This is a genomic window from Kutzneria buriramensis (genome assembly GCF_003387475.1).
Classification (GTDB): domain Bacteria; phylum Actinomycetota; class Actinomycetes; order Mycobacteriales; family Pseudonocardiaceae; genus Kutzneria; species Kutzneria buriramensis.
Genome location: NZ_QUNO01000039.1, coordinates 1 through 23,611 on the forward strand (window position 1 = coordinate 1; position 23,611 = coordinate 23,611).

The following is a 23,611-nucleotide window of genomic DNA, read 5'->3' on the forward strand; positions in this document are numbered from 1 at the left end:
GGCCAAGATCCTTCATCCCCCGCGCAGCACCGCTTCCGAGTGACTACCTACATCAGCACCCCTCCACGTTCAGGACACACGAGATCACGTCAGTGCACCTGATCGGACACGACGAGCGCCGAACCGGTTTCGATCGCGCGCCGGGCTGACTCAAGAAAGAGCACGCCCGCGACAATTTTCCCCACAGTTCGGATTGATCACGGTTGAGTGGCGTCCACAGACTGAGTCGCGTGATCGGCATCCTGGGTTGCACGAGCGCCGTCGGCCGCAAGGTGGCCTGGCTCCTGCGCGATCGATACGCATACCAGCTCCGCCTTGCGGTTGGCGTGCACGAGGAGACGGACGAAGACCGGGTGGAACGTGTCGACGTCCACGACATCAAGTCGCTGACCAGGTTTAGCCAGGGCTGCGATACGGTGGTGAACTGCCTCGACCTCGACGCCCCCGCAGTCAGCGGGCTCGCGGCCATCGTAGTCGACGCGGGCTCGAGCTTCATCGACGCCACCGGCGGCGTCGGCCCCGAGTCGTTGTCCCCTGTCGTCTCCGGTCAGACCGTGGTGCTCGCGGCCGAAGGGATCCGGTGCTGCACGAATCTACTCAGCCGGCATGTGCTCACGCTCCCCGAGACGCGCGGCGACAGCATTACCGTGCACTTCGGAGGGCTGTTCCACCCGACGTTGTCGTACGCGACCGAGATCGTGCGCCAGGTCTCCGCCGAGCGTCCGCTGCGGACTTGGCGCGCGGGCTTTCCGTCAAGAGCCGTTCCCGACGTGCCCGCGAACCCCTTCTTTCCGGCCGATGTCCGCTCGGTCCCCTTGTTGTCCGCTGAATCGCGGCGGCTGGCTGAGTATTGCGGGCTCGACACCGGGAGTTGGACGGCGGTGTTGGACGGGCGCGCCACTGCGGCTGTGCTGGACGGGGGCAACCTGACGCCGGACATATTGATCGAGGGTTGCCAACGGGACATGGCGGTCTCGCGGCCCTATCTGCTGGTCGTGGCACGAACCGATACCATCCAGGCCGCGCATCGGACCGCCGTCCTGCGGATACACGCCCTGAGTTCGGTCACGGCCACCATCGCTGCCCGCACCGTCCTACTGTCGAAGACCGGAAACATACCGTCCGGCGTGCACTACGCGTCCGAGCTCTTCCCTCCGAACCGCATGCTGGCCGAACTGACGCTCGAGTCCAACGTCGCGATGCTGACCACCATCTCGCACTCGGACCCGCATTTTAGGATCAACCAGGACACCGGGTCCGACAACGCCGGCCAACGGAAGCCCTTCCGTGCCGTGCGCGACTCGACGGATTCACCAGTGCGCACCTCGCTACCCGTCTCAACGGTGTGGTAGGCAGCCTCGGGATTTTCGACGGTTCGTAGGTTCGCGATCGACCCCAAGATCCAACGAGTCGCAGCGCCGGAGAACATCGGAAATCCATCCAAAATTCGAGGAATCGTGACACGCCCGCACAACGCGGAGCCGATTCCGCGTCCGTCGGCTATCCGGCAGCCATGACGCCGGACCATCATGGGGACTCGCAGCGGATGCGACAACGCCGCAGATCGCCCTGGCCTGCGCGCCCCGTGACCACGATGCGCCGTCCGGCGTTCATCACACCCGACAAAGATGTGATCATCGCCGCGCACCACGCGACCCTGGCAGTAAACCCGCGGTCATCGACACCGACACTTCCGCCGAGGTCTGAACAAAACTGATCGACGCGATACGGACAAAGAGACCACCCGGCCCACCGGCATGTCCCCATGCATCGGATCCACCGTGGCCACGACGGCCTGACCCATCCCGCACGAACATCCGCTCCGCCAGTCGTCCTGACACGGACTCAAGGACGACGCGGTATCCAGGTCCCACTGCCCGACTGGCCGCCGGCGTGTCCACCGCGTCGTCCATGAACGTGCTCGACAGGTCATCGACGAAATGGTCAGCAGCCGTGCTGGCGCCACCCCAACTCTGGCCGGAGCAGCCGCCACCACCGGTGCGCCCGAACCGTAGCTTCCCACTCGCCGAGGACGCCGCATACCTTGCCAGTGCGCCGCCTTCTCCTCGTGCAGGCGAGTTTGCCCCGCCGCATCGCGGTGCCAGCGGTGCTGATTCTGGTCGGTGATGCCGGCAGCCATGGCCGCGTACTCCACCCGTGTCACGCCAGAGGTCGCTGCACCGGTCGGGACTCGTCAGCCCCTTCACTCGTTCGCGGCAACACTTGCCGGTCCCACCCCTCGAGCCGGTCCGGGCCGTCGCGGTTCACACACCAGCAGGCGCGAGTCGAGGCGCGTGGCCGGAGTCGGGGCGACCGAGCCGGCCCCTGCCAGGTCCGACTTCGACCGGACCGTCGGCTTGGGCCAACTCGCCGGCCGCGACACGGCGATACGCCGACGACCTGGCGGACGGGCTTCACCAGCGCGATTTGGCAAGCATCCGCGTTCGCGCCGCCGGCCGGCCCCGCGCCGTGCGGCCGAATCGATTCCGCTCGCCAACCCCAACTACCCGAGCCGGAGGACTGTCCTCGGGAGTCCATAATGGGCGCGCGGCCGTCGGAAAGGAGACGCACCCGCCGAAGCAATCACGAAGAGAATTCACCTTTCGCACCCTGGAGCCGCACCCGTGCACAGCCGAGCCGCACTCGATCGAGCCAACACGATCAATCACGTTCTCGACGCCGTGAACCGACCGCTGGGCCCGCCATTGATCACGATCGTCGGTCCGTGCGGAATCGGCCTGAGCACAACACTCGAGCAAATATGCACAACGCTGCGCAAACGCGGCACACACGTCACCACCGTGCAGTTCACCCAGGGCTCCTCCGACCTGCCCGGCCCCTTCGGCAGCCCAGGACTCCCGAACGCGAGCGAACTCCTCAGCCAGGGAACCACGGTACTGGCGATCGACGACGCGCAATGGATCGACACCGAGACGCTCGGCCAGCTGGAGTCACTGATCCGCAAACTGGTCGGAACACGGGCACGATGCGTGTGCGCCGTCAGGCTGACCGCTACCCCGGAAGCCGGATCTGCCAGCCAGCTTGTGTTGTCCCAACTGGTCCGCGAGGGCCTGGCCGAGATCGTCAACCTCCGGCCACTCACCACCGCCGAGGTCACTGACTTGATCATCGAACGGTTCAACGCCAAGCCCGTCCCCCAACTCGTCCGACATCTGCGGCGACTCACCAGGAACCGGCCCAGAGCGCTCGACGCCGCACTCGATGCCTACAGGCACATGAACGCGATCCGCGTGGTCGACCGCCACGTCTACCTCGCACAGCGCGATGCCACGCCCACCCTGCCGGACAATCACGACCTCCCGCTCTACGTCCGCCGCATGGGACACCAGGCCTGGTCAGTCGCCAAAGCGATGGCTGTGCTGAACCCGCTGGGCGATGTCGCCGCCCACCTGGTCGCGCAGACCACGGGCATCGCCGAACCCGAGGTCTCCGAGGCCCTGAACCTGCTACGCGCCCGCGGAATCCTCCGTTACCTGCCCGGGAGAAGGCGCTGGGCCTTCCAACTGCCCCTCACCGAGGCCGTGCTGACCGGCCAACTTGGCCCCTACGAACGCCGCCGGCTCGCCAAGGCCGCGGTGACCGCGCTCTGGCACGGCCAAGCGTTCTGCGACGATCCGAACTACCTGGCCGACCAACTGGTCAACGCCGGCCGCATGGTCGACCCCGACCGCGCCAGAACCTGCCTGCTCACTCGCGCCGGCGTGGCGATCCGCCACACCGAGGATCACCTCGAACGCTGGCTACTGGCGGCTGCCGAGCTGGCACCGGATCGAAGCCAGCGTGCGAACACGCTGGTCGATCACGCCATCGTCTGCATGCTCCAGGGCAAGTCCACCCAGTGCCTGCAAACCACCGACACGCTCCTGTACGACCTGCCCGACCAGCTGTCACCGGAGTTGCTGCAGGAAGTCCACCTCGCCCACCTGCGAGCACTGCACGCCACCGGAGACTTCGCCACCACCGAACAGATCGCACGCGGCGAGGTGTGGCCGTGGCCCGATAGTCCCTTTGATCAGGCCATCACCAGAGTCGCCGCGTTCTACACACTCGGGCAATGGCGGGAAGTTCGGAAACTACTCAACGAAACGACGGTGGACTGGCGCGACCGTGCCACCGCCCGCTACCGCGCCGACCTGTTCGGCTCGCTGGCCGGGCTGTGGCTGGGCCAGCACGACCAGTTCGATCGTCTCGTGACCATGCTGCCTCAGTGGCGACACCACGGCGGCCACCACTGCGAGCAAGTCAACCTCTACATCGGCGCCCTGCTGACCATCGGCGACCTCAACACCGCGGAACGGCTACTCGCAGAGCAGGACCGCCCCGCCTCCCAGCTGAGTCTGGCCGAACACGCGGTGCTCGCGGCCCGCCGTGGTCGGTGCGACCAGGCACTCGAACTGACCCGCCGCTGCATCGTCGGCGGTCCCTCCTTCGGCTACGGTCCATGCCAAGTGAGCATGATCCAGACCGCCACCGTCATCCTGCTGGCCCGCGGACGGATCGCTCGTGCCCGCGACCTGCTCTCCGGCGCCCAGTCCGCCCAACCGGTGCTCCCCCATCTGCTTGCCGGCCCGGAGGCATGGATCGCCGTGGTGCTCGGCGAGCCCCACCGCGCCCGCGCCACGATCGACGCCGCGCTCACCGAGGCATCGCGGACCGGCGCGGTCGTCGGCACGGATGAACTCTGGTACGTAGCGGCCAGCTTGGCGCTCGCGGCCGGCGACATCACCGCCGTCCAGCGGTGCCGGCGGGAGGCCGAGCAGGTGGCACACACGTTGGGCACCGACCGGGCACGAATGCACTGCCTGGCGATACAGGCGGCACTCGACCCGCGTGGCGAGGCCGGCAGAGAGGCATTGCGCCTGGCCCGTCACCTCCGCCAACCCATCCAACTGGCTCTGGTCATCGACCACCTCGTCAGCATCGGCGCCGCCGACCCACAGCTGCTGCCCGAGGCCTACGGGCTGCTCGGCGATGCCGACGCGCTGCTGCTGCGCTCCTGGATGCGCAACCTAATGCGGGAAAACAACATCCCGGTTCCCGGGCGTCAGTCCACAGTGATGGAAAACGAACGGCTGCTGGCCGTGCTCGTCGCGGAAGGCATGGGCAACAAACAGATCGCGATGGCCCTGCGAACCAGTGAAAAAAGCGTGGAGGGCCGACTGTCCCGTCTGTTCGCCCGCACCGGTCACCGTTCACGTGTCGAACTGGCCGTGGCCGTCCTCAACGGGCAGTTCGACGCATGAGCCGCGCTCAGGTCCCGCTCAGCCTGCCGGCCACGCTCGCCGTCGCGAGGTCCACCCTGGACCGACACCCGGTCTTGAGGAACAGCCGGCTCAGGTGGTTCTCCACCGTCCGCTCGCTGACCCGCAACCGCACCGCGATCTGACGGTTCGTCCTACCATCCCGGACTAGTTCGATGATGCGTACCTCGATGTCAGAGAATCCGTTCCCGGACGCCTGCGTCCGCGGTGGGAACACGCCGAAATGGCGCATCACGGTCCTCACCAACGTCCGCATCGCCTCCGCGCCGAGCTCCGTGGCGATGGAATGGGCCTCGTGCAGCAGCGGCTGCGGGTCCGCCGCGACGGTCGCCGCGACCAGGCACGCCTGAGCGAGCTGCACCTTATAGCCTTGGAAACGGGCCAGCGCGACCGCTGCCTGCGCGGCATCGGCGTCCCGGCTTACGAGCCCACGCATCATCAGTGTCGCACAGTGCGAGGCCCGGTCACCTTGGCGCCGGTACAGCTCCTCGGCGTCAGCGAGCACGCGCTGTGCCCAGTCCATAAGGCCCAAAGTAAAGGCGGCGCCCGCAAGTCGCAGGAGCAACAGCGCCATCGCGAAGTCCTCCCCCTTGGCCTGAGCAAGCGCATACAATCTCACGCCCTGCCGGAACGCCGTCTCACGGTCGCCCTCGATCACAAGCATGCCGATCTCCACCCAGCCGCGCGCCGCGATGAACCCACCGTTGTCCGGCACCTCCGCCAGCCACGAACGGGCCTGTTTGTATTCGCCGCGGTAGGCGCAGATCTCGGCCGCGAACAGCCTGGACAGTTGCAGGCTCGGTGTGTCTGCGGTTGTCGTGAGGTCCAGGTCGGTGGCCGCCGACAGCGCGGCGTCCCATTGCCCGCTGATGTAGCCGGCCAGTACCCGGTGATACGCCGCGAGTGGGCCGTCCACAGGCGCGTGGTAGGCCGCACCGAACAGATTCTGGAACACCGTGACCAAGTCGAAGCGTGTGGACGCGACAAGCAGTTCGTCGTGGAAACTGCCCGTCCCCAGGTGACGGCGACGTGTCGGCGCTGCGACGAACGGCTCGAAGGCCTCGGCCACGTCCTCCGCCGAGATGCCGGGGTCGGCCGCAAACCATCGGTCGCCCAATTGCAGCGGGCGGTCGCTGCCCGGTGTTCCCGACAGGACGGCCCGCACGTGGCCGGACACGGGGCGTCCGGTGTGCAGGGCGGCGAGGGTGGCCGCGCAGGCGAGTTCGACCCGGTGTGTTGCGGCGCGCTCGGCGGCCACATCCTCGACGACCTCACCGAGCCAGTCGAACCGTCCGATGCGGACAAGCAGGCGGAGCAAACTGGACGTGATCCGCCCGGCAGCGGGGTGTTCCCGGTCCGCGTGCAGTAGTGCCGCGTGATAGAGACGGGCGGACTGCTCCGGCCTCGTCACGGCGATCCGGTCACCGACAGCCAGCAGGTCTACGATCGCCGGCACACGTGGCATCGCAGATCCAGCCTGGAGCACGTGGTGGGCGAGGACGCCGCAGTCGACGTGCTCGTCGCGTAGCAGGTACTCGGCGAACGCTCGATGGAGCTGGCGCACCGCCGGTCGCCCCAGTCCAGCCGCTACCGTGACCGCGAGCGCGGGACACGGGCAGTGCAACCGACCCGACGGATCCGCCTCCAAAGCCCCTAGACGAACCAGCTGGTCCAGCACACCACCGCAGCCGGACGGCCCACGGTCGATGACTGCTGCGAAGCCGCACAAGTCATCGACACGCAGCCGCTCGGACTGGCCAACCATCGCGACCACTTCCCGGCTCACATCGCCCAGCGCCTCCACTCGCCGGACGAGCCAGTGGCCGGTCGGCAGCGCGATGGGGGCCGCTTTCTCCCGAAGACACAGCACGCCGCGGAGTTCGGTGAATCGGTCCTGGTCTCGCAGTGCACGCAGGACCGCGAGCAGAGTGGCCGGATTGCCGGCAAGCGGCCCCAACGAGGCGCGGATAGCGGGCAACACTGCAGGGTCCACCGGCACGCCCGCCCACGCCGCGACCAAGACCTCCACATCCTGCCCGCCCAGCGGCGCCAGGTCCAACCGGCGCTCGGCCACCTCGATGACCGGAGTCAGTTCGGCCACCGCGTGTTCCTCCACATAGGTGGCGACCACAACACAGCCCGCCCGGCAAGCCGCCGCCACCCCCAGCAGCGGCGACGCGAGGGCGTGCACGTCGTCGATCAGCACCGCGACCTGCCTGCCGCGGCGAAGGCAGGCGAACATCCCCGTCAGCGCGGCCGTCAGAGCGGAGCGTCCCGAGCGGCTCAGATAAGTCCCGGCCGTACACAGTCGGGTGACACCGGTCAGCGCATCGGCGAGGCGGCGGTCGCCCACTCGCTCGAACCGGTCGCGGACGGCCGACACCATCGCCTGGGCGCCAAACAGGTCCCAGGCTGGGGTGTCACCCAGCGGAACTGTGACCACTTCCATGCCGCGGTCCGACCAGACTCGCTCCACCTCAGCCAGCACAGCGGTCTTCCCGCTTCCGACGTCCCCCTGGACGAGCACCAGCCCGCCCGCGTCAGCCATGTCGTCGAGGGCGGAGTCCAGCGCAGCGAGAATCTCGCCCCGACCGATCAGCACTTGTCCTCGCACCATCGCCGTTGCTTCCTCCCTACCGATCCTTCCTCCAGGGGACGAACGAACAGTCACGGTCTGACGCCGCATCATCCCATCGTGGGCATACGGGTGAACTTCATGGCGGACAAACGGGCAAACTTTGGCCGTCCTACCGACAGTGCACTGGTCAATCCCCCCATCAACACCAAGAGCTCCCAGGCACCCGCGGAACACGCCTATGCACAACTCTCGATCAATTACGCCTTTACACAATATGGAAGGTTTCGGACAAAACTCCACACTTCGCGTCGACCTGGAGGCGATGGCTCGGGTCGTTGCTTGTCTCGTAGCGCTTCCACAGTAGGTCGCGCTGCTCGTATCGCGGCGAGGCCGGGAGTCGGGTCATGTGCAGGCGTGTGAGGATGCGCTACACGCCGGACTTGCTGAGGGTGACGTCGTGGTACCGCCTCGGGTACATCTGGATCTTCGCTTGTCCGAGGTGGTAGTGCTGGCGCAGGTGGACGATCTTCTCGACGACCTCGACGGGTGGCGGTGTTCGGGCTGCCGCGGGGTCGCTTCAAGCGGTCGTGCGGGCCGTCGACGCCCTCGGCCTCGTATCGGCGTAGCCAGTTGCGGTAGGTCGGTCGGGTGCCGCCGAAGTAGCGGCAGGCCATGGCGAGGTTGCCCGTGACTTCCTCGACGTGTCGCAGGACCACCAGGCGATGTCGCACCTGGCGGTCCTGCCGAGGGGTACTCGCCCAGGTCTCTTTATGATCAAGAGGCCTCGACGTCAAGCATCTCCGTCAGTTTTATAGCGACATCCGCCAACAGGCACGCGAACCAGTATTTGATCCAGCGACTCCTTGTCGCAAGGAAGATGGTCCGCAATACATGGAATCAGGCTCCTCCAAGAAGGAAGCGAGTTACCATACAACCACATCACTAAATTGAAACGTTGAGGTGTCACACCAGCGTATCCTCCGGCGTTCGACCGGCTGGTTGTCTACCCAAGAAAATACACTATCCAGCCGACGTCGGCGACACCGAGTGCACACATACACTCGACGCGGAACAGATTGAGTTCAGCGCCGGATTGCAAGCTAAAAGGAGTACCGGTCATGCGAATGCTGATAGCAAAGGTCCTCGTCGCCGCCACGCTCGCGAGCGGCGCCGCACTCGTCAGCGCTAACACCGCGACGGCCGCTGAACCCTGTACACAGCCGCCAGGCGGAAGCAAGTGTGTCGTAAACGGGGCCGGCGTCGATACAAGCAAGGAAATAGCGACCACGAAAGCGGAGTTAAATGCGGGACAAAAGTGCGTCTCAGGCAAGATCAGACTCAAGCACGCCGAAATTATTGAGCTAAAAGGTACACAAACGGGCGACTGGTACGTATTCGTAACTGCCAGATGCTGGTAAAGAACCATCCACACCGATGTGGGCACGATTCACCAGCAGTCGTGCCCACATCAGCGGCCTACTACGTAGCAGCAGTCGACACCTCCACGTCGGTGCTGCGGCCGCGCCACTTTCCACAAAACCCGGGCACGCTTGTGGTGGCTTGGCGTCACCGTCTCGCGTCAACGAGACTGTCCTACTCAGGGCGCCCACACGGCGCCGAACAGAGCGCCTTGATCAGGCCCGACGAGGTCGGCCTGGCAGTCTCGGGGCATTGTCGACCGTCTTAGGAGGGCGATGTCGTTGTACCGGACGCCCGGCTCCCCAGTGACCTCAGCCGCCGCGTGGATGAACGCCGTCGCCGACCGACTGCTGACGGCAGCCCGGCGAGCCGGCTCGCGATCCCTGCTGCTTGCCATGCCCTGGGCTGTCATCGCTTCGGACTGCGACCCGGGGCGGCATTGTTCGCCCTCGGGAGCCCCCGCGCACGCCGCGGAGCATCGGTGACCGGAACGACTAGTTCACCCAGTGCCAAGCCCTGCGGGTTGGGGCTGCGACTACCGGAGAACGCCCTTGCCATATGCGAAGCTGCCCGGTTCGTCGATGGCCGACGAAGACCGCACCGATCCGTCGAGCGCGCTGGCCACCGCGCTCGCGGTCATCGCCGCGCTGAGCACCTGCCCGCCTCGGCCGCTGGTCGGGCTGTATCCAGTGATCTCCTCGATCCGTCGGGTTCTGTAGTCCAAAGTGGATCTGTGAATGAACAGCGCCTGCGCCGCTTGGTTCCGGTTGAAATCGAACTCGATCAGTGCCGCCAGCGTCGAGCGCAGCATTTCGTTGGCCAGCAACGGCTTGACGATCGCAACCAGACTGTCGGTCACGGAGCTCTGGCGCAGCACGGCGTACTCGATCAGGAAATCGTCCAGGCAGAACAAGCCGGGCTGCCGCCCCGAGGACATCGCCAGCGTCAGAATGTCGGCCGCCTCGTCGTACCCGGACGCGATCAGGTCGCGCGTCCGATGCGTCTTGGCACACCAGGGCTTGCTTCCCAGCTTGGCGGCCAAGTGGTCCACCACCTGCTCCACTTGATGGCCAGGGGATGCCGGGATGAGCAGGACGGCACCTCTGTCGACAGGAGCCCCCAAGATCGTTGGGTGCTCGAACGTGTCGAGCAACCCAACCAGCCGGTGTCGCATCAACTCGTCGGTCGGACGCAGCACGAGGATGTCGTAGCTTGCGGCGAGGTCGCGCTCGACACCAGGCGGGATCTCACCACCGGCGACAAGCTGTCGGACCACCTCGCACGCCAGCCAGGCGCGGTCTCGGCTGGCAACCTGGTCGCCCGTGGCCGCAAGTAGGTCACGCAACACGAGGTTGCCGGCGTTGACCAGCGCGGGCAGCACATCAGGTCGCCTCGTGGCAAGGTAGTTCACCAGGTGCGCGGCCAGTTGACCGAGATGATCGGCTGCCACGTCCAGCGAGCCGCCGGATGCCACGAGGGCGCGTCCGGCCGCCCGTACTCTGCGGCGCTGGTCCGCGACGATCTCAGGAACACCGGCCAGGATCCGCGCATAGGCACGCGTCACCTCGCCGTACAGCGCGCTGGCAGCCTCTCGCGCCCGGGCGGGCATGACATCGCCGCTGAGCCGGTCCGCGAGCGCGGTCAGCGCGTCGGTCTCGGCTGCAGTTCGCTGCCCTAGCTGGCCAGGTCGGTCGTCTATCACCGTCATCGGGATGCCCCGTCCAAGTCGAAAAACAGCGCACAAGCCGAGCCACGTCTCACGCGAGGAATTCGAAGGAGAACTGCGCTCCTTGCGTTCTCATGACGAGTCAGGGAAAAATCGGGTCGGAACCGGACCGGCTTCCGAACCCCAGGGCACCACCGGAAGAACGAATGCGAATTGACTTCACGTCTCGATCGTTCCAGCTTCGTGGCACCTCGCCGAGCAGAACTATTTTCCCTGCCCGAACTCTTACACGTCGAAGCCATCAACGCCTGAATGAAAAATGAGTGACCCCGAATCATAGGGTGACCAAACGGCGCGACGCGTGGATCTGCTTCCAAGACGAGAGCAGATTCTCGTTGCCCCCCGTGGTGAGAGCCATCCGGGCACCCCAGGGGCAGACACCGGTCTTGCACCCGATTCTCCTGGAAGCAGATGTCGATGTCCGAGGGCGCCGGCCTACCGGTCCGATCGCAGCGAGTCGGTGTTCGTGTTCGGCGTGCGCGATGGCACCCTCAACACCACATCGCTGATCGAGTTCCGGACCGATCCGCGCGAGCATCTCGATGACCAGCCGGTCACCTCGATCTGGGACGGCCCGCCCGCACACCGGTCGAAGGACCTGATCGCCTGCCCGGCCATCCAGCGGCACTGGCTGCGCATGGAGCCGCTGGCCGCCTATGCCCGCGACCTCAACCCGATGGAACTGGCGTGAGACAAGGTCAAGGCACGCGAACTGGTCAGCCTCTGCCCGGACTCCCCCGACGAAGCTCGCATCGCCGCCAAACTCGGCTCGTGCCGAGCGGGCAGCAACTACCTGCTCTGCTTCAACTTCCTCGACCATACCGGCCTCGCCCTCTGGCACCACTCGTCCAGATACCAAAAAAAGTTTTAAACACCCGCCAAACGAGCTATAGAGCGCTCTAACAGGCACGGCCAGTCTGTCACGCCGAGTGAACTCAGTAGGCCACCCGAGCGAAACATGGTTCACCTGGAGGACTTCCCTCACGAAGTTCGCGCGAACACCACGCAGCCACGGCGCGACCGAAATAGGTGAGCCAGCCCACACGCCCCGCGACGAAGCGAGCACATGTCGGAGACACTCTGGACCGACATCGAACCGCCGCGTCCCGACCGGCACTCATCGACGACCCCGCCGGCGTCGAACGGCCCGCGCTCAAGGAGTGCGCTGTCGTACGGTCCACACAGGACTAACGATAGTTAACCATTCATTCGGAAATGATACACCTTTTGTTCATTTTCGACCATCCTGTCGATCGCACCAGGCGAACGACGCCTGGCCGTCGCGAAATTTCAGCTTGGCGCGCCGGTGGCGGACGCCACCGTGAAGAGCCCGGCTCGACAGCTCTCGCTTCGGGATCCACAGTTCGTACACGGTCGCCGTCCCCGAGGCTCACCCGAGCAGGTCGCCCGTGCCCACGTCGTCGCACATCTCGATGTCGTGCAGCACCGACGGTATGATGCGGAATGGCACGTCATGCCCATGTTCTCGTGCTCGAGCTTGTGGCAGTGACAGACGAACTTCCCGCAGAACCGGCCGAACCGCGTCGCGACGGCGACCAACTCGACCGCCTGCACACGCAAGTGTCCTTCCACCCGATGTCTCCCGGCAGCTCCGCGCGCCGAAGAAGAACTTTTCGGGACTTGCCGGGCACGCCGGGCCAGCCATGCCACGCCCGCTCGCCAGCTCGGCGTGGGACGCCGACGAGCCGCCGCGTCAGGTACGTGAGTACGTGGTGGCGGGCCTGGGATCGGCCACAGTCTAGGCAAAGACGTGTCGGGCTGGTCTGGCCAAGTGAGAGGCAGACACGGCCGCCAGTGATCATCCAGGTGTCGAATCCTGATGATCGCGTGAGGGTACCGTGCCTGCCGCCTCATCCCTGATCCCTGGCCGTCGCCAGCATTCCTAGACCATCCTGGACAGGATCACTGACCTGCATGAACATCTCGCCGTGGTGCCCGATCCACGCCACCGCCGCGGGACACCGCGCATGCTCACCACGATCCTGCTGATCGCCGCCGCGCTTCGGCACACCGCGCTAGCCGTCACCCGGCCGCCCACGCTGCTGGGAATTCGGGCCTGACCAGCGCCACCGACTTCGCAGGGACCGTGCCTGCGCCCAGTGCGTGTCCAAGTGCGCTGTGACGCGGTCAGCCCTCGAAGGTGTGCTGCTCACGTCCGGTATTCGGGACGTACGTCGCATAGTAGGTCGAGCAGTAGACGTATGACCATCCACGCGCGACCCATGGGCCTAGGTACCAGTTGCCGTTGCTGCACCGGGCTACCGCTTGGTACTGGGTAACGCCGTTGGGGTCGCAGCTGACACCGAAGGTGTGCTGGTCGTTCCAGTACTGACACTTCAGCGGTTGCTCAGCGGCCATAGCCGGCGATGCCGCGGCGACGCCCACTCCCCCGAGCATCGCGACGAGACCCATCGCGGCGAGACCCGTCGCGACGAAGGAACGCTTTCCTGGCATGTCTTCACCCTTAGTTGGACGTTTCGACTCAAAGGAGTTTAGCCGTCGACCCTCGTCCGGCAGGACCACGTTTCCGAATGATGCCGAAGGACTTCCTCGTTTCGGAGTTCGGTCGCGCGGCTCACGCCACCGGCCACTGAGGTGATCTCAATATGCCAACCAAGATCACACTCCGCAGTCGGCGTCAGTGTAGATCAGTCCTAAATTCCATAGACGAGCACCCAGGGCTCTGGCGCGTTGCCGGTAGTTCGCAGGCAGCTGTAGTCCCATTTTTGCGTCGACTCTTCCGCAGTGTTCCTGGCGGTCACGCAAAGCTGTAGGGTCGCATAGAAGCCGACCAACTCGACGACAGGCGAAGGGGGGGTCGCCGACGCAGTAGCCGGAATAGTGAAGGCCATGACGCCGCCAATGAGGCTGGCGACGACCGCCCCCGATAGGAGACTTTTCCGCACGAAGCACTCCTTTCTATACACGCAACAGCGACACGCAGTCGCATGTTCGAGCGTGACAACTTTACCGAAGCTCCAAGGCAACCCGATACCAAATGACCCTAAATCGGAAAACTTTCCAAGTTTTACTGAAGCGCTTGGTATTCAGCGACCAGTCCGCAGTCACGTGACTCTGCGGTGATCGCCGGGCGCCGTACGTTCTCGTTGGCGCGGACAACCCGGCGGGTGAACCGGATCCACCCCCGCGCGGTTGACTGTGCGATCTCCAAGTACAGCGCCAACCAGCAGACCAAGATCACCAACACTGCCCCGCCGGGTTCGGCCGATCCTCACCTCGACTATGGGCCATTCGCGTTGGTCGACAGGGCTATCACAGGGGTCGTGGGGCGGCGAGCGGTCCCTCGCCGTCCGAATTGGCGCTCGGGCTGGTGGTGGGCAGGTGCACCGCCGCCCAGGACGCCAGGATGCGCAGCGCGTCGTGCGACGGGGTGCCTGGCTCCGCGGTCAGCACGATCACGAACTGGTCCGGCGCCGTGTCGCAGATGAGCGTGTCCCAGTCCAGCGTGAGATCACCCACGACCGGGTGGTGGAACCGTTTGGTGCCCTGTCCCTTGCTCTCGACGTGCTGGCCGTGCCACCAGGTCCGGAAGTCCGCGTCCCGAGTGGACAGTTCACGCACCAGCCCGGCCAACCGCGGATCGTCCGGGTGCCGAGCGGCGTCCATGTGCAGATTGGTGACCGCCTTGCGAGCGACGTCCTCCCAGTCCGGATAGAGCACGCGCATCGCCGGATCGGTGAACACCATCCGCACGTAATTGCGCTGGTGCTCCGGGATCCGGGCAAAGTCGGTGATCAGCGCAGCGGCCAGGCCGTTCCACGCCAGGATGTCCATGCCGCTGCCCAACACCAAGGCCGGACCCTCCGGCAACTGATCAAGCAGCCGCCGCAGCTGCGGACTGATCGCCCGAGCCGACCTGACGCGCGGCCGACCCGAGGGCTTGCCGGCCAACTCGAACAGGTAGGTCCGCTGGTCGTCGGTGAGCCGCAGCGCCCGGGCCAGCTCGTCCAGCACCGGCCCGGAGGCGCGGATCCGGCCCTGTTCCAGCCGCCGGTAGTAGTCCGTGCTGATCGCCGCGAGCCGGGCCACCTCCTCACGGCGCAGGCCCGGCACCCGACGTGCGGACGGCGCGGACGGCAGCCCGACGGCCTGCGGCGTCAGCTCGGCGCGCCGCGCCCGCAGGAAGTCCCCCAGCTCCTTCAGCCGGGCGTTGTCGCTGCTCATGGCGATAGTGTGCCTCTCTGCCGATTGGGATGCACAGTGGTGCCGTCACGTGAGCGGGTGGATGCTCTCAGCGGCGTTCGTGGTGGGCCGTGTGCACGCAGCCCACAGTGTCGCTCCCCACCCTGGCCTGTCTGAGCGATGGCGGCTCCCCAACTGGCCAGGAGCGTCAGCCCATCGTGTGATGATGACTCGCATTCAGCGCCGGATGTGGTCGAGGTCAGCCCAGAGTCGTCCAGACGATGTCGCCTTGAAGCTGGGACCAACTTCCGCAATCGAGGGGTCGAACCGCTTCGCGCCGATGTGACGCAGGGGTACATCCGAGCGTGGTCCAGCAGGTGCAGAGCTCATCGCGGTGTGTGCGCAACTAACAAACCAGAAGTCGTCATAAGGTACGCCGCCGGTCTCGGCCCGCAGAGGACTCACCGTCGTGGTCGTCGTGTCCTCTACATTCCAATGGACGTCCGTCCACTTGGTATCTCGTTGCTACAATCGGGCTGAGTGTGCCCGACACCATTTCGGGAGGGACGCCGACCAGACTCCTTCGCCGCATGTCGACGACACCAGCAGGGATTGCATCCTTAAATTCGTTGGCTGGTTCAGTTGCTCGTCACGAGCTTGATGCCGTTGAGCACCTTCCACAGCGGTTCAATGAAGTTGACTCTCTGGCACTGGCCCGTGCTGGTCACAGCGCCGCCGCTGACCATTCCGACGCCGATCACGCCGTTACTCTGCGCGACCATAACTGGAGCGCCGCTATCGCCCGCCACGGAGCACAGGCTAGTCCTGTCCAACCCGGTGACCGTCACACCGCTCCGTGAGTCGGTGTAGCTCTGGTTGAACGCGAGGACCTGGCCGCAGTTGTACGCGGTACTCGAACCGCGCATGCACACGGTCGTCCCGGTGACGGTGACTGTCCCGGAACCGGTCACCGCCTGCGGACCATTACGGGTGTAGACCCAGCCCCGTGGCTGCCAGGCGGTGTAGTTTGTCAGAACGATAGAGGCATAGTCGTCCGGTCCGAATTCGCTTTGGCTGATGTAACCAATCTTCTGGCCGCCCCGCCACCACGTGCTACCCGCCACCCCGCAGTGCCCCGCGGTGAGCAGGTAGTCGAGTCCGAAGCCGTCGGGGTTCGCGTCGGTCGCCACGAACCCCGAGGTGCAGCTGCCTCCGCCGGGCCGGTCGCGGTTGATGGTCAGGCCACCATAGAGGTCGGTCGCGAGCGTCCGCGCCGGACCAGCGGACCGGTGCACCACCACGGCGTCGCCATAGTCGCGCACCGGGGTGAACGCCGCACCGGCTGGCAGCTCCACCACCACGGCGTCGACCCGGGGATCGACTCCCCAGGAGCTGCCGCGCGGCAGGGTGCCGTGACCCAACTCGGTGGCGACCCGCTCGAGTTCGGCGGTGGTGTACCGCACGATCTGGGCCCGCGCGCCGGCATTCTCCACGGTCCGCGCGTCCAGGTCGTCGACCACGTTGACCACAAGGGCGCCGTCCGCCGGGTCGAGCCACGAGCCCGCCTGCCGGTCGCCCAGCCTGGCCGCGAGGTTGTCGGCGAGCGCGGTCACCCCCGCCTGCGCGTCGACCCGCCGGCGTGCCTCGGACTCCGACAGCCCCAGATCACGGCGGAGAGCGGCGACCGAGGCTTCGGTCAGCTCCTGGCTCTGCACGAGTAACTGTTGATGTACGTCGGACACGGCGGCCAACGCCTGCGAACCGGTCAGACCGACTGCGGCCACACAAGCGACAATGACCCCAAGAGTCATGATTCTCTGCACTTCGACAACAGTAAGCTCGCCGGTCGCAGTGAACGCGCTCGCCGAACGAACCTCCGAATACCGACGAACGACCTTCGCGCGATGCGCATCCTCTCGTTCCGACTCCGCTCTCCCCGGGGCATCTCCCCTGGGCTGCCGGCCACTATCAGCGGCCCGGTCGTCTGGCGCTGACGGCGACCACGACCCATACGAGCGGGTCGTGGTCGCCGACGCCGGGCAGTTGATCACCATGTCCGCACGGGCCCGTCCGGACGAGATCATGGGCGTCCGCGCCGGACTCGATCTGCCGGTGGCCTGTTGCTTGAGCAGAATTCCGCGCGGTTGCCCCGTCCTCTCGTCCGGCACGTCATCGATCACGAAGACCGCGTGCGGTTTGCCGCCCAAATGCCGGACGCACTGCCTTCCTGGCCACGCTCGCCCCGATTTCGATCGTCTCTTGCTCGGCGTCAATGTGGTACCCGACCCGCACGACTAGGGGCTTGCCAGACCTGTCCGCCGCGGCGAGCCGATCAAGACGACGTGGGTCTGGCTATCGGTGTCGACGCCTCCTCGGATTTCATCCGACGGTGTAGGTGTAGGGAAGGCCGATCAGTTCGGACTCGTTGGAAACGTCCTCCTGAGCGCCGGCTTCGTCGACGTAGAGGATGCCGCGGACGACGGTGCCCGGCGCGGCGGTGGGAGTGATGGTCAGGTCGATGTGCGCCGTGCCGCCCGCGGCCACGTACACGGGATTCCAGTCGGCGGTGATGTCCCAGTAGCTTCCGGTGGACGGGTGGGCGTCCGGGTCCGTGGTCTGGGTCAGGGCCGTCATCGTGATCTTCGCAGTTGTGCTCGGCGCCGGCGTGGTGCCGTACGCGCCGACCGGAGTGATGGTGGTACCCCAGAAACCGCCGGCCAGCTGCCCGGCCTTCGCAGTGGCGACCGTAGTTCCGCTCGGACCGGGCACGCCCAGCACGAGGGGGGAGGCGGTCCACGGCGAGAGCTCCAGGTTGACTGGCGCGCCGGCAGAGGCGGTCGCCCGGAGTTCGCTCGTGTGGGACGGCACCCACCAGCCGGCGCCCGGCGCGCTGGGAAGGGTGACGTCGGCGCTGGCGGCGCCGGACGTGGTCATGACGGGTACGGTGCTCATCGAGTCGAGCCGCGGGTCGAGGAAGTACTGCCGGTCCGCGGGCCCCAGGTTGGGAACCGCGACGGAGACGACCTTGTTGCTGCCCTTGCTGATCACGATTGTCGGGCTGTTGGGCAGACCAGGGGCAGCGGCGGTGGCGGTGTCGACGTGCACGGTGCCGGCAAGCTGCTCGTTGAAGTCGGTGCCGGAGATGAGACCCGGCAGGGTGACGTAGAGCGTCCAGCGCCCTGGGGCCGGATCGTTGACGGTCAGGCTCGCATACTGGCTGGGGGTGTCGGATTTGGGCCCGGCGAGGTTGGTGTCGCGAGCGAGGATCTGCTGCTCGGGACTGACGAGGTAGTAGACCAGTTGGGTGCCGGGATTCTGGGCGGCGAGGTCGATGGTGAGGCTGCGATGTCCGGCGGCCACGTCCAGGTAGTAGGCAAGGACCTGGTTGACCGAGCGCCCGGTGCCGCCGGTGACCGTGGCTGTGAACGTCGTGCTCCGCGCGGATGCCGAGGGCACGGCGACCAGCGTGCGCCGGGCTACCGGTAGCAACGCCGTGTCGGAGCCGGATGTGAACCGCAGCGAGAACGGCGTGTCGCCGGCCTGGGCCGGCAGCGCGACGGTCACCGGGAAGACGACGGTGCCGCCCGCGGGCACCGGACGGGTCTGCGGCGCCACGTCTGCGGCGGCGTACCTGTGGCCGCTGAAGCGCAATCGCACCGGGCCGCGGTAGCTACCCGGTTGGATCGGCTGGGCGAGGGTGACTCCGTTGCTCCAGAGGACCTTCGCGGTCCAAGTGCCCGCTTCCGGCTGGACTACGTCCACGTGCTGGTAGTTGGCGGCGCTTTGGGCGCCACCGAAGTCATAGCTGATCTGGGCCAGACGGCCGTGCGGGTCGACGAGAGCGAGAGCGAGTACTCCGGTGTTCTGGGCGCCGGGCCAGGTCATGTCGGCGTCGAGCAGTGGGGTGTTGCCGGGCACGGTGAAGGTGACAGGTGCCGCCGCCAGCTGGCCCTCGCCGGTGGTGTCGGGCAGCGGCGCCGCGACGGTCGTGGTCTGCTCGGTGTCGAAGGTCTGGGTGCCGACTGCGCTGGAGGACATCGTCACCGTCTGCGGACGGTTGCTGGTGTTGGTGACCGCGACGGAGCTGTGCTCCACCTCGCCCGCCCGGCCGCTGACGGAGAGCTGATCCGTGGACAGCACCAGGCCGGTGCTGTGTGCGCTACCGCCGGGGACAGCCCAGGCGCTTGCGGCCTGGACCGCGCCCGCGGAGTCGAGCAGTCCGGCGCCCTGCTCGTCGGTGGGGGCGCCGAGGTCGGTCGCCGTGCCGGTCAGTAAGCGGCGGACCAATTCCGGCGTCGGGCGGGCGCCGCTGTGGGTTTGCATGTACGCCTGGATCACCAGCGCCGCGGCACCGGACACGAAGGGCGCGGACTGGCTGGTTCCGCCGAACACCTCAGTGGCGTGCTGACATCCGGTCCACAGTGGACCGACGGTACACGCTGCCATGCCGACCATGCCCGGCGCCGCGAGATCGACGAGCCGGTTACCGGCCGTGGTGCCGCCCGAAGAGAGGGCGGCAATGTTGTTGTCGATCGCACCCGGATAGCCGTAGCCGAGCGCCGGGAGACGGTACGCGGTGGTGGCGCCCACACTGATCACGCTCGGGTCGCTCGCCGGGGAGCCGATGGTGCCGGTCGGTCCGGAGTCGCCGGTGCTGGCCACGACCGTGACTCCCGCCGCGACCGCCGCGGCGTCGGCCAGCCGGAAGGGATCAGTAGCGGAATCTGGGTAGAGGTTGCTACCAAGAGACTCGTTGATGACGGCCGCGTGGTGTTCGACCGCGTACTGAATCGCCTGCACGACCGTCGATGTGAAGCCGCCGCCGTCGTGGTCGAAGACCTTGAGCATCATCAGATCGGCCCCGGGGGCGAAGCCCCGCATTTGGAAGTCGCAGCCCTTGGGAAACGTGAAGCCCGGCAGCTGGTCGGACAGGTCGTATGTTTGCCTGCCCTGCGCGGCGATGGAGCTGGCGTCCCCGAATGCCTCCTCGGCGTCGGTCGCGTCGTTGGTGCCCTCGCCGGTGAAGTCCTTGTAGTCGGTGATCACGCTGCTGCCGTCGGGCCGAACGAACTCTGGGTTCGCCACGTCGATACCGTCCGAGATCACGGCGACCGCCACGCCCTTGCCGGTCGCCACCTGCTGCGCCGCATCGGTGTGGGTCAGCGTCAGTGCCTGTGGCTCGATCATCGGGTGGTCAGCCGTGGTCGCGCATCCTGCGAGCGAGGTGGCATTGGCGCGGGGAGGCTTGCTACCGGGCCTCCGGGGAGGCAGGTGCACCGGCAGATCCGGAAGCACCGCGGCAACCTGTGCGTCCGAACGCAGTTGGGCCAGTGACGCCGGATTGACGCTGGCGGACACGGCGTTGATCAGGCTTAGGCCAGCGACCGACTGGGCGCCATTAATGCGCAGTTGCGACACGACAGGCGCTTGGTCTTGCTCCACCGCCTGTTGGCGCTGCGCGGTGTGGGTGCCTACTGGGAGATCCGTGTGCTGGTCACGCAGCACGACGATCACTCGCTGCGATGGTCCCGTGGGCGACGCCACGGCCGGGACGGCTAACACTCCTGTCCCGACCGAACCAGTCATTACCACAGCGAGTAACGCTGCTCTGATCCGCATAGCGGTGAAACCTCTCCATTCAGTAGCCTCACATGCCCAGGCTGGTCACCAGTAGATGGGACGCCGGGCTGGCCAGCCAAGTGCTGGCCTCTTTCAACCGTTTCGATTGAGACCGTGTGCCGCGACCCGTACATACCAGGACGAGCGCCGTGTCACGCACACGACGCGCGGCAGCCGACGGCGTCGCGAATCCAATGTCATTGATCATTCACATTGACGAGCCGCAGGCCGCGTACAGCCACCATCATGACAGAGTTGCGCACCCAAAGGAATAGTCGGTTTTCGCACAGCGTCAGGTCGGGCAACACGTTCGACATGCCGCCTACCGCTACGCCCCAGCGTCACAATCGGTCACAAAGAAAAGCGCAGTGTCCACCTCCCAGAGGGTGCGGTTCGATTTACCTCCGTTTTTTGCGGAATTCCGTTGCCATTCTTCGGGTTTGTACGGTTGCAAGGTTGACTGTCCAGCACCGGGGTGCCCACTCATCGCGGGCTGTTGATCGGAATGACGGCGCCTGCAGTGAGCGCCATAGAGTGCGCCACGGTTGGGGCGAACATATGCTCGCCGCTGACAGTGGTGGCCAAGACCCGGCCGGTGTCGCGCTAGTGCTACATCTTCGTCCCCGCCGTCAACGTGGCAAAGGTCACCGAGGCGGCGCACCCCGAGACGGGAACTTCGCCGCTTGTGATCACCGGCGATTTCGCGCGATGACGTCATGTTGCGATCACGAGCAACCGGCGTTGCAGCTCGCGTCCGTGGTCGCGACATAAAAGGCGATCCTTGCCCGTGCGGCCGGGAAAGCTTGAGAGCCCCGATGCCGGCATGGTTTGCAGCCAACTAGCCCTCCCGGAGAACGGTTTTAGACGCCCGAGCGACTTCCACCGAACAGGGTCTCCACTGCAGGCATGCTCACCACACCTCGCCCACACAATACACATATGTCCATATGCCCAAGTATCGCGCCTAGGTTCCGCGAGTCGGTGAGGGTTTTCCTCCAACCTCGCTACCAGTTGCCGTTCTCGCTCCACGCCCGAGCCGTGATGTCCGATACTGGGGCCACTCCCGATCCGATTGGGGAGTGACAATCAACACACAAGGAAAGCGGATGGAACTGAAAATGCGTATCGTGCGCGCCGCAGTCGCGGCTGGCGTACTCGCGGCGGCCGTCGTGGGGCTGTCGACGGCGTCGGCATCGGCCAGCACCGGGGCCATCCATTACTTCAGCGGCAAGGCGACGATCGAATACATCGCGAATTTCGAAAAGCCGACCGTCGAGGCAGAATGCTCCGACGCGCACGGGGTGATCGTCTCCTCGGGGCTGGTCCACGTGGGGACCGGTCAGCAAGATTGGGAATGGCAGGTGGCCTGCGACTTCGACCGCTCTGTGGGCTGAGACGGTCTGGGGCAGAGCTCTGCTCAGCTCTGCCCCAGTTGTGGTCCGGGGTGCCGTTGTCCGGCACCCCGGACCACCGGGGCACCCGAGTTAGAGTTGTATATGCCCAGGACCTGCGAGCTCAGCACATTCTGCGCCTTGCCGGTCGCGCCGGTGGAGATCCCGCCGCCGCCGGCGTCGTCGGCACCGTAGGTCACCCGGCTGGTGCCGTCGATGGTCAGCACACCGCCCACTCGTGGGCACTTGCCGTCGGCCTAGGGCAGCAGGCCGCGGGTGTAGCCAGAGGCGGTGTTGGAGAACATCCGAACCCTGGTCGCGCAGCGTGCCGTTGACATCGGTGCTGTGTTCGAGCCTAATCGCGTGGGCGTGGAACGACCCATAGGACGGCGCCCCGCTCGGCGGAACCCACGTCACCCCGCCGCTATAGGTGAAAGCCGGCGTGTGTGGGTCCGTCGACGTGAACGGGCGCCAAAGCCGGCGGCGGTCGCAGTGACGAAAGGCGAGCGGCGTAAGCCATCGGCGCTTGGCTGGCTGACGGTTGGTATCGCGGCCGCCTGGGCTTCAACGGCAGCCACACCAACCTCCATGGCGGCCGGCTCGCACTGATCGCCTAGTACGAGAACGTGGTGTGGAGAATGCGCGGCAGCTTCGTCGACGTGCCCACTGACTCGCCAAAGCGCGACGAAGGCTGGTATGGACCGGTGAAATCCAGATCTTCTCCTCCACCGCGGCCCTTCTCCACGACTGTGACGGCATGCGGGCCTCCCGGCTGCGCGACGCCGCTGCCGAGCAGCACGACGACGGCACCGTGCCCTGGTACGTTCCGAAATTCGCGGGCGGACCACAGTGGACACCGGCAAGGCCTGGCGCCGGCTGGGACGATGTCGCAGCGCTGACACCGTGGGCTCTACCACGACTCCGGTGACGCCGGATTGCTCGCCCCGAAGTACGACAGCGCGCTTCGCTGGGTCGACCTCGTCACCGAGATTGCCGGTCCCTCCTGCTTGTGGAACAGTGGATACCAGCTCGGCGACTGGCTCGGCCCCTCCGGCGCCCCTGCACGGCCCGGCCGATTGCCGCTACCTGATCGCGACCGCCTAATACGCCTGGCCCGCACGGCATGTGGCCAAGATGGCCGCAGCCCTCGGACAGGAGCGAGGCCGCTGCCGCTACGGCGCTCTGGCCGAGCGCGTTTCGTCAGGCGTTCATCGACGAGTACATCAAGTCCGACGGTCTCATGACCAGTGGCACTCAGACCGCCTACGCCGTGGCGCTCCGGTTCGACCTCCTGCCCGGGCCGCACGTGCGAACACGCGCCGGCAACCGGTTGGCCGTTCCAGACTGCGTTCATCGGCACTCCCCACTGACACCCGCGCTCAGCAACCACGGGCCACGATGATGTGTCCTATGCCCCACTCCTCCAACAGAT

16 protein-coding genes are annotated in these 23,611 nt (G+C 66.2%); 7 read left to right on the top strand and 9 right to left on the bottom strand.

Annotated elements, in window-relative coordinates; genetic code table 11:
• Positions 1 to 230: 230 nt before the first annotated feature.
• Together BCF44_RS53395 and BCF44_RS53400 are read left to right on the top strand one after the other, a co-directional pair.
• The gene (locus tag BCF44_RS53395) at positions 231 to 1,352 is read left to right on the top strand and encodes an SDR family oxidoreductase (RefSeq protein WP_116182291.1); all 1,122 of its coding nucleotides are present in this window, start codon (positions 231 to 233) and stop codon (positions 1,350 to 1,352) included.
• A 1,272-nt stretch (positions 1,353 to 2,624) separates the two neighbouring features.
• Positions 2,625 to 5,264 (top strand): LuxR C-terminal-related transcriptional regulator, encoded by a 2,640-nt coding sequence (locus BCF44_RS53400; protein WP_116182292.1) that lies wholly within the window; start codon positions 2,625 to 2,627, stop codon positions 5,262 to 5,264.
• Positions 5,265 to 5,271: 7 nt separating this feature from the next.
• Here the strand turns inward: BCF44_RS53400 and BCF44_RS53405 are convergent, their stop codons facing one another.
• From BCF44_RS53405 to BCF44_RS53420, 3 genes are all read right to left on the bottom strand, one after another.
• On the bottom strand, positions 5,272 to 7,884 hold the full coding sequence (locus BCF44_RS53405) for a helix-turn-helix transcriptional regulator (protein WP_170218262.1): 2,613 nt from the start codon (positions 7,882 to 7,884) through the stop codon (positions 5,272 to 5,274).
• A 233-nt stretch (positions 7,885 to 8,117) separates the two neighbouring features.
• Positions 8,118 to 8,591, bottom strand: a complete 474-nt coding sequence (locus BCF44_RS59460) for a helix-turn-helix domain-containing protein (protein WP_170218263.1) — start codon at positions 8,589 to 8,591, stop codon at positions 8,118 to 8,120.
• 1,223 nt (positions 8,592 to 9,814) lie between these two features.
• Positions 9,815 to 10,987 carry a PucR family transcriptional regulator gene (locus BCF44_RS53420; protein ID WP_116182296.1) on the bottom strand — a complete coding sequence of 391 codons (1,173 nt, stop codon included), beginning with the start codon at positions 10,985 to 10,987 and terminating at the stop codon, positions 9,815 to 9,817.
• Between the two features lie 478 nt (positions 10,988 to 11,465).
• Between BCF44_RS53420 and BCF44_RS58390 the strand changes: the two genes are divergently transcribed.
• Positions 11,466 to 11,696: a transposase gene (locus BCF44_RS58390; protein ID WP_246016319.1), complete on the top strand. Its 231-nt coding sequence runs from the start codon at positions 11,466 to 11,468 to the stop codon at positions 11,694 to 11,696.
• A gap of 1,457 nt (positions 11,697 to 13,153) precedes the next feature.
• Here the strand turns inward: BCF44_RS58390 and BCF44_RS53430 are convergent.
• The 3 genes from BCF44_RS53430 to BCF44_RS53445 all read right to left on the bottom strand — a co-directional run bounded on the left by BCF44_RS53430 (position 13,154) and on the right by BCF44_RS53445 (position 16,992).
• Positions 13,154 to 13,549, bottom strand: coding sequence for a hypothetical protein (locus tag BCF44_RS53430; RefSeq protein ID WP_147329071.1), 396 nt, complete (start codon positions 13,547 to 13,549; stop codon positions 13,154 to 13,156).
• Between the two features lie 750 nt (positions 13,550 to 14,299).
• Positions 14,300 to 15,211, bottom strand: coding sequence for a helix-turn-helix domain-containing protein (locus BCF44_RS53440; protein ID WP_116182299.1), 912 nt, complete (start codon positions 15,209 to 15,211; stop codon positions 14,300 to 14,302).
• Positions 15,212 to 15,807: 596 nt separating this feature from the next.
• On the bottom strand, positions 15,808 to 16,992 hold the full coding sequence (locus BCF44_RS53445) for a S1 family peptidase (protein ID WP_147329072.1): 1,185 nt from the start codon (positions 16,990 to 16,992) through the stop codon (positions 15,808 to 15,810).
• 199 nt (positions 16,993 to 17,191) lie between these two features.
• Between BCF44_RS53445 and BCF44_RS55115 the strand changes: the two genes are divergently transcribed.
• Positions 17,192 to 17,467, top strand: a complete 276-nt coding sequence (locus BCF44_RS55115) for a hypothetical protein (protein ID WP_147329073.1) — start codon at positions 17,192 to 17,194, stop codon at positions 17,465 to 17,467.
• An 81-nt stretch (positions 17,468 to 17,548) separates the two neighbouring features.
• On the opposite strand, the gene BCF44_RS53450 is transcribed toward BCF44_RS55115, so the two are convergent.
• Entirely contained in the window at positions 17,549 to 20,356 is a 2,808-nt protein-coding gene (locus tag BCF44_RS53450; protein WP_211353680.1) for a S8 family peptidase, read from the bottom strand.
• A gap of 1,538 nt (positions 20,357 to 21,894) precedes the next feature.
• On the opposite strand from BCF44_RS53450, the gene BCF44_RS53455 reads away from it, so the two are divergent.
• Positions 21,895 to 22,182: a hypothetical protein gene (locus tag BCF44_RS53455; RefSeq protein WP_116182302.1), complete on the top strand. Its 288-nt coding sequence runs from the start codon at positions 21,895 to 21,897 to the stop codon at positions 22,180 to 22,182.
• Positions 22,183 to 22,205: 23 nt separating this feature from the next.
• On the opposite strand, the gene BCF44_RS53460 is transcribed toward BCF44_RS53455, so the two are convergent.
• Positions 22,206 to 22,406: a hypothetical protein gene (locus BCF44_RS53460; protein ID WP_147329074.1), complete on the bottom strand. Its 201-nt coding sequence runs from the start codon at positions 22,404 to 22,406 to the stop codon at positions 22,206 to 22,208.
• 386 nt (positions 22,407 to 22,792) lie between these two features.
• Positions 22,793 to 22,978, bottom strand: coding sequence for a hypothetical protein (locus tag BCF44_RS58395; RefSeq protein WP_246016320.1), 186 nt, complete (start codon positions 22,976 to 22,978; stop codon positions 22,793 to 22,795).
• Here BCF44_RS58395 and BCF44_RS59465 point away from each other — a divergent pair.
• Entirely contained in the window at positions 22,895 to 23,107 is a 213-nt protein-coding gene (locus BCF44_RS59465) for an alpha-L-rhamnosidase-related protein (protein ID WP_379801206.1), read from the top strand. The two genes, BCF44_RS58395 and BCF44_RS59465, sit on opposite strands and share 84 nt — an antisense overlap.
• A gap of 195 nt (positions 23,108 to 23,302) precedes the next feature.
• A complete protein-coding gene (locus BCF44_RS59470; RefSeq protein WP_211353681.1) occupies positions 23,303 to 23,581 on the top strand; it encodes an alpha-L-rhamnosidase-related protein in 279 nt (92 codons plus the stop codon).
• The last annotated feature ends 30 nt before the right edge of the window (positions 23,582 to 23,611 follow it).

Bases quoted from the DNA above. Each gene is read 5' to 3' on its own strand.
- BCF44_RS53420 (WP_116182296.1), bottom strand. From the start codon at position 10,987: ATGACGGTGATAGACGACCGACCTGGCCAGCTAGGGCAGCGAACTGCA.
- BCF44_RS53440 (WP_116182299.1), bottom strand. From the start codon at position 15,211: ATGAGCAGCGACAACGCCCGGCTGAAGGAGCTGGGGGACTTCCTGCGG.
- BCF44_RS53450 (WP_211353680.1), bottom strand. From the start codon at position 20,356: ATGATCGAGCCACAGGCACTGACGCTGACCCACACCGATGCGGCGCAG.
- BCF44_RS53455 (WP_116182302.1), top strand. From the start codon at position 21,895: ATGGAACTGAAAATGCGTATCGTGCGCGCCGCAGTCGCGGCTGGCGTA.
- BCF44_RS59470 (WP_211353681.1), top strand. From the start codon at position 23,303: ATGTGGCCAAGATGGCCGCAGCCCTCGGACAGGAGCGAGGCCGCTGCC.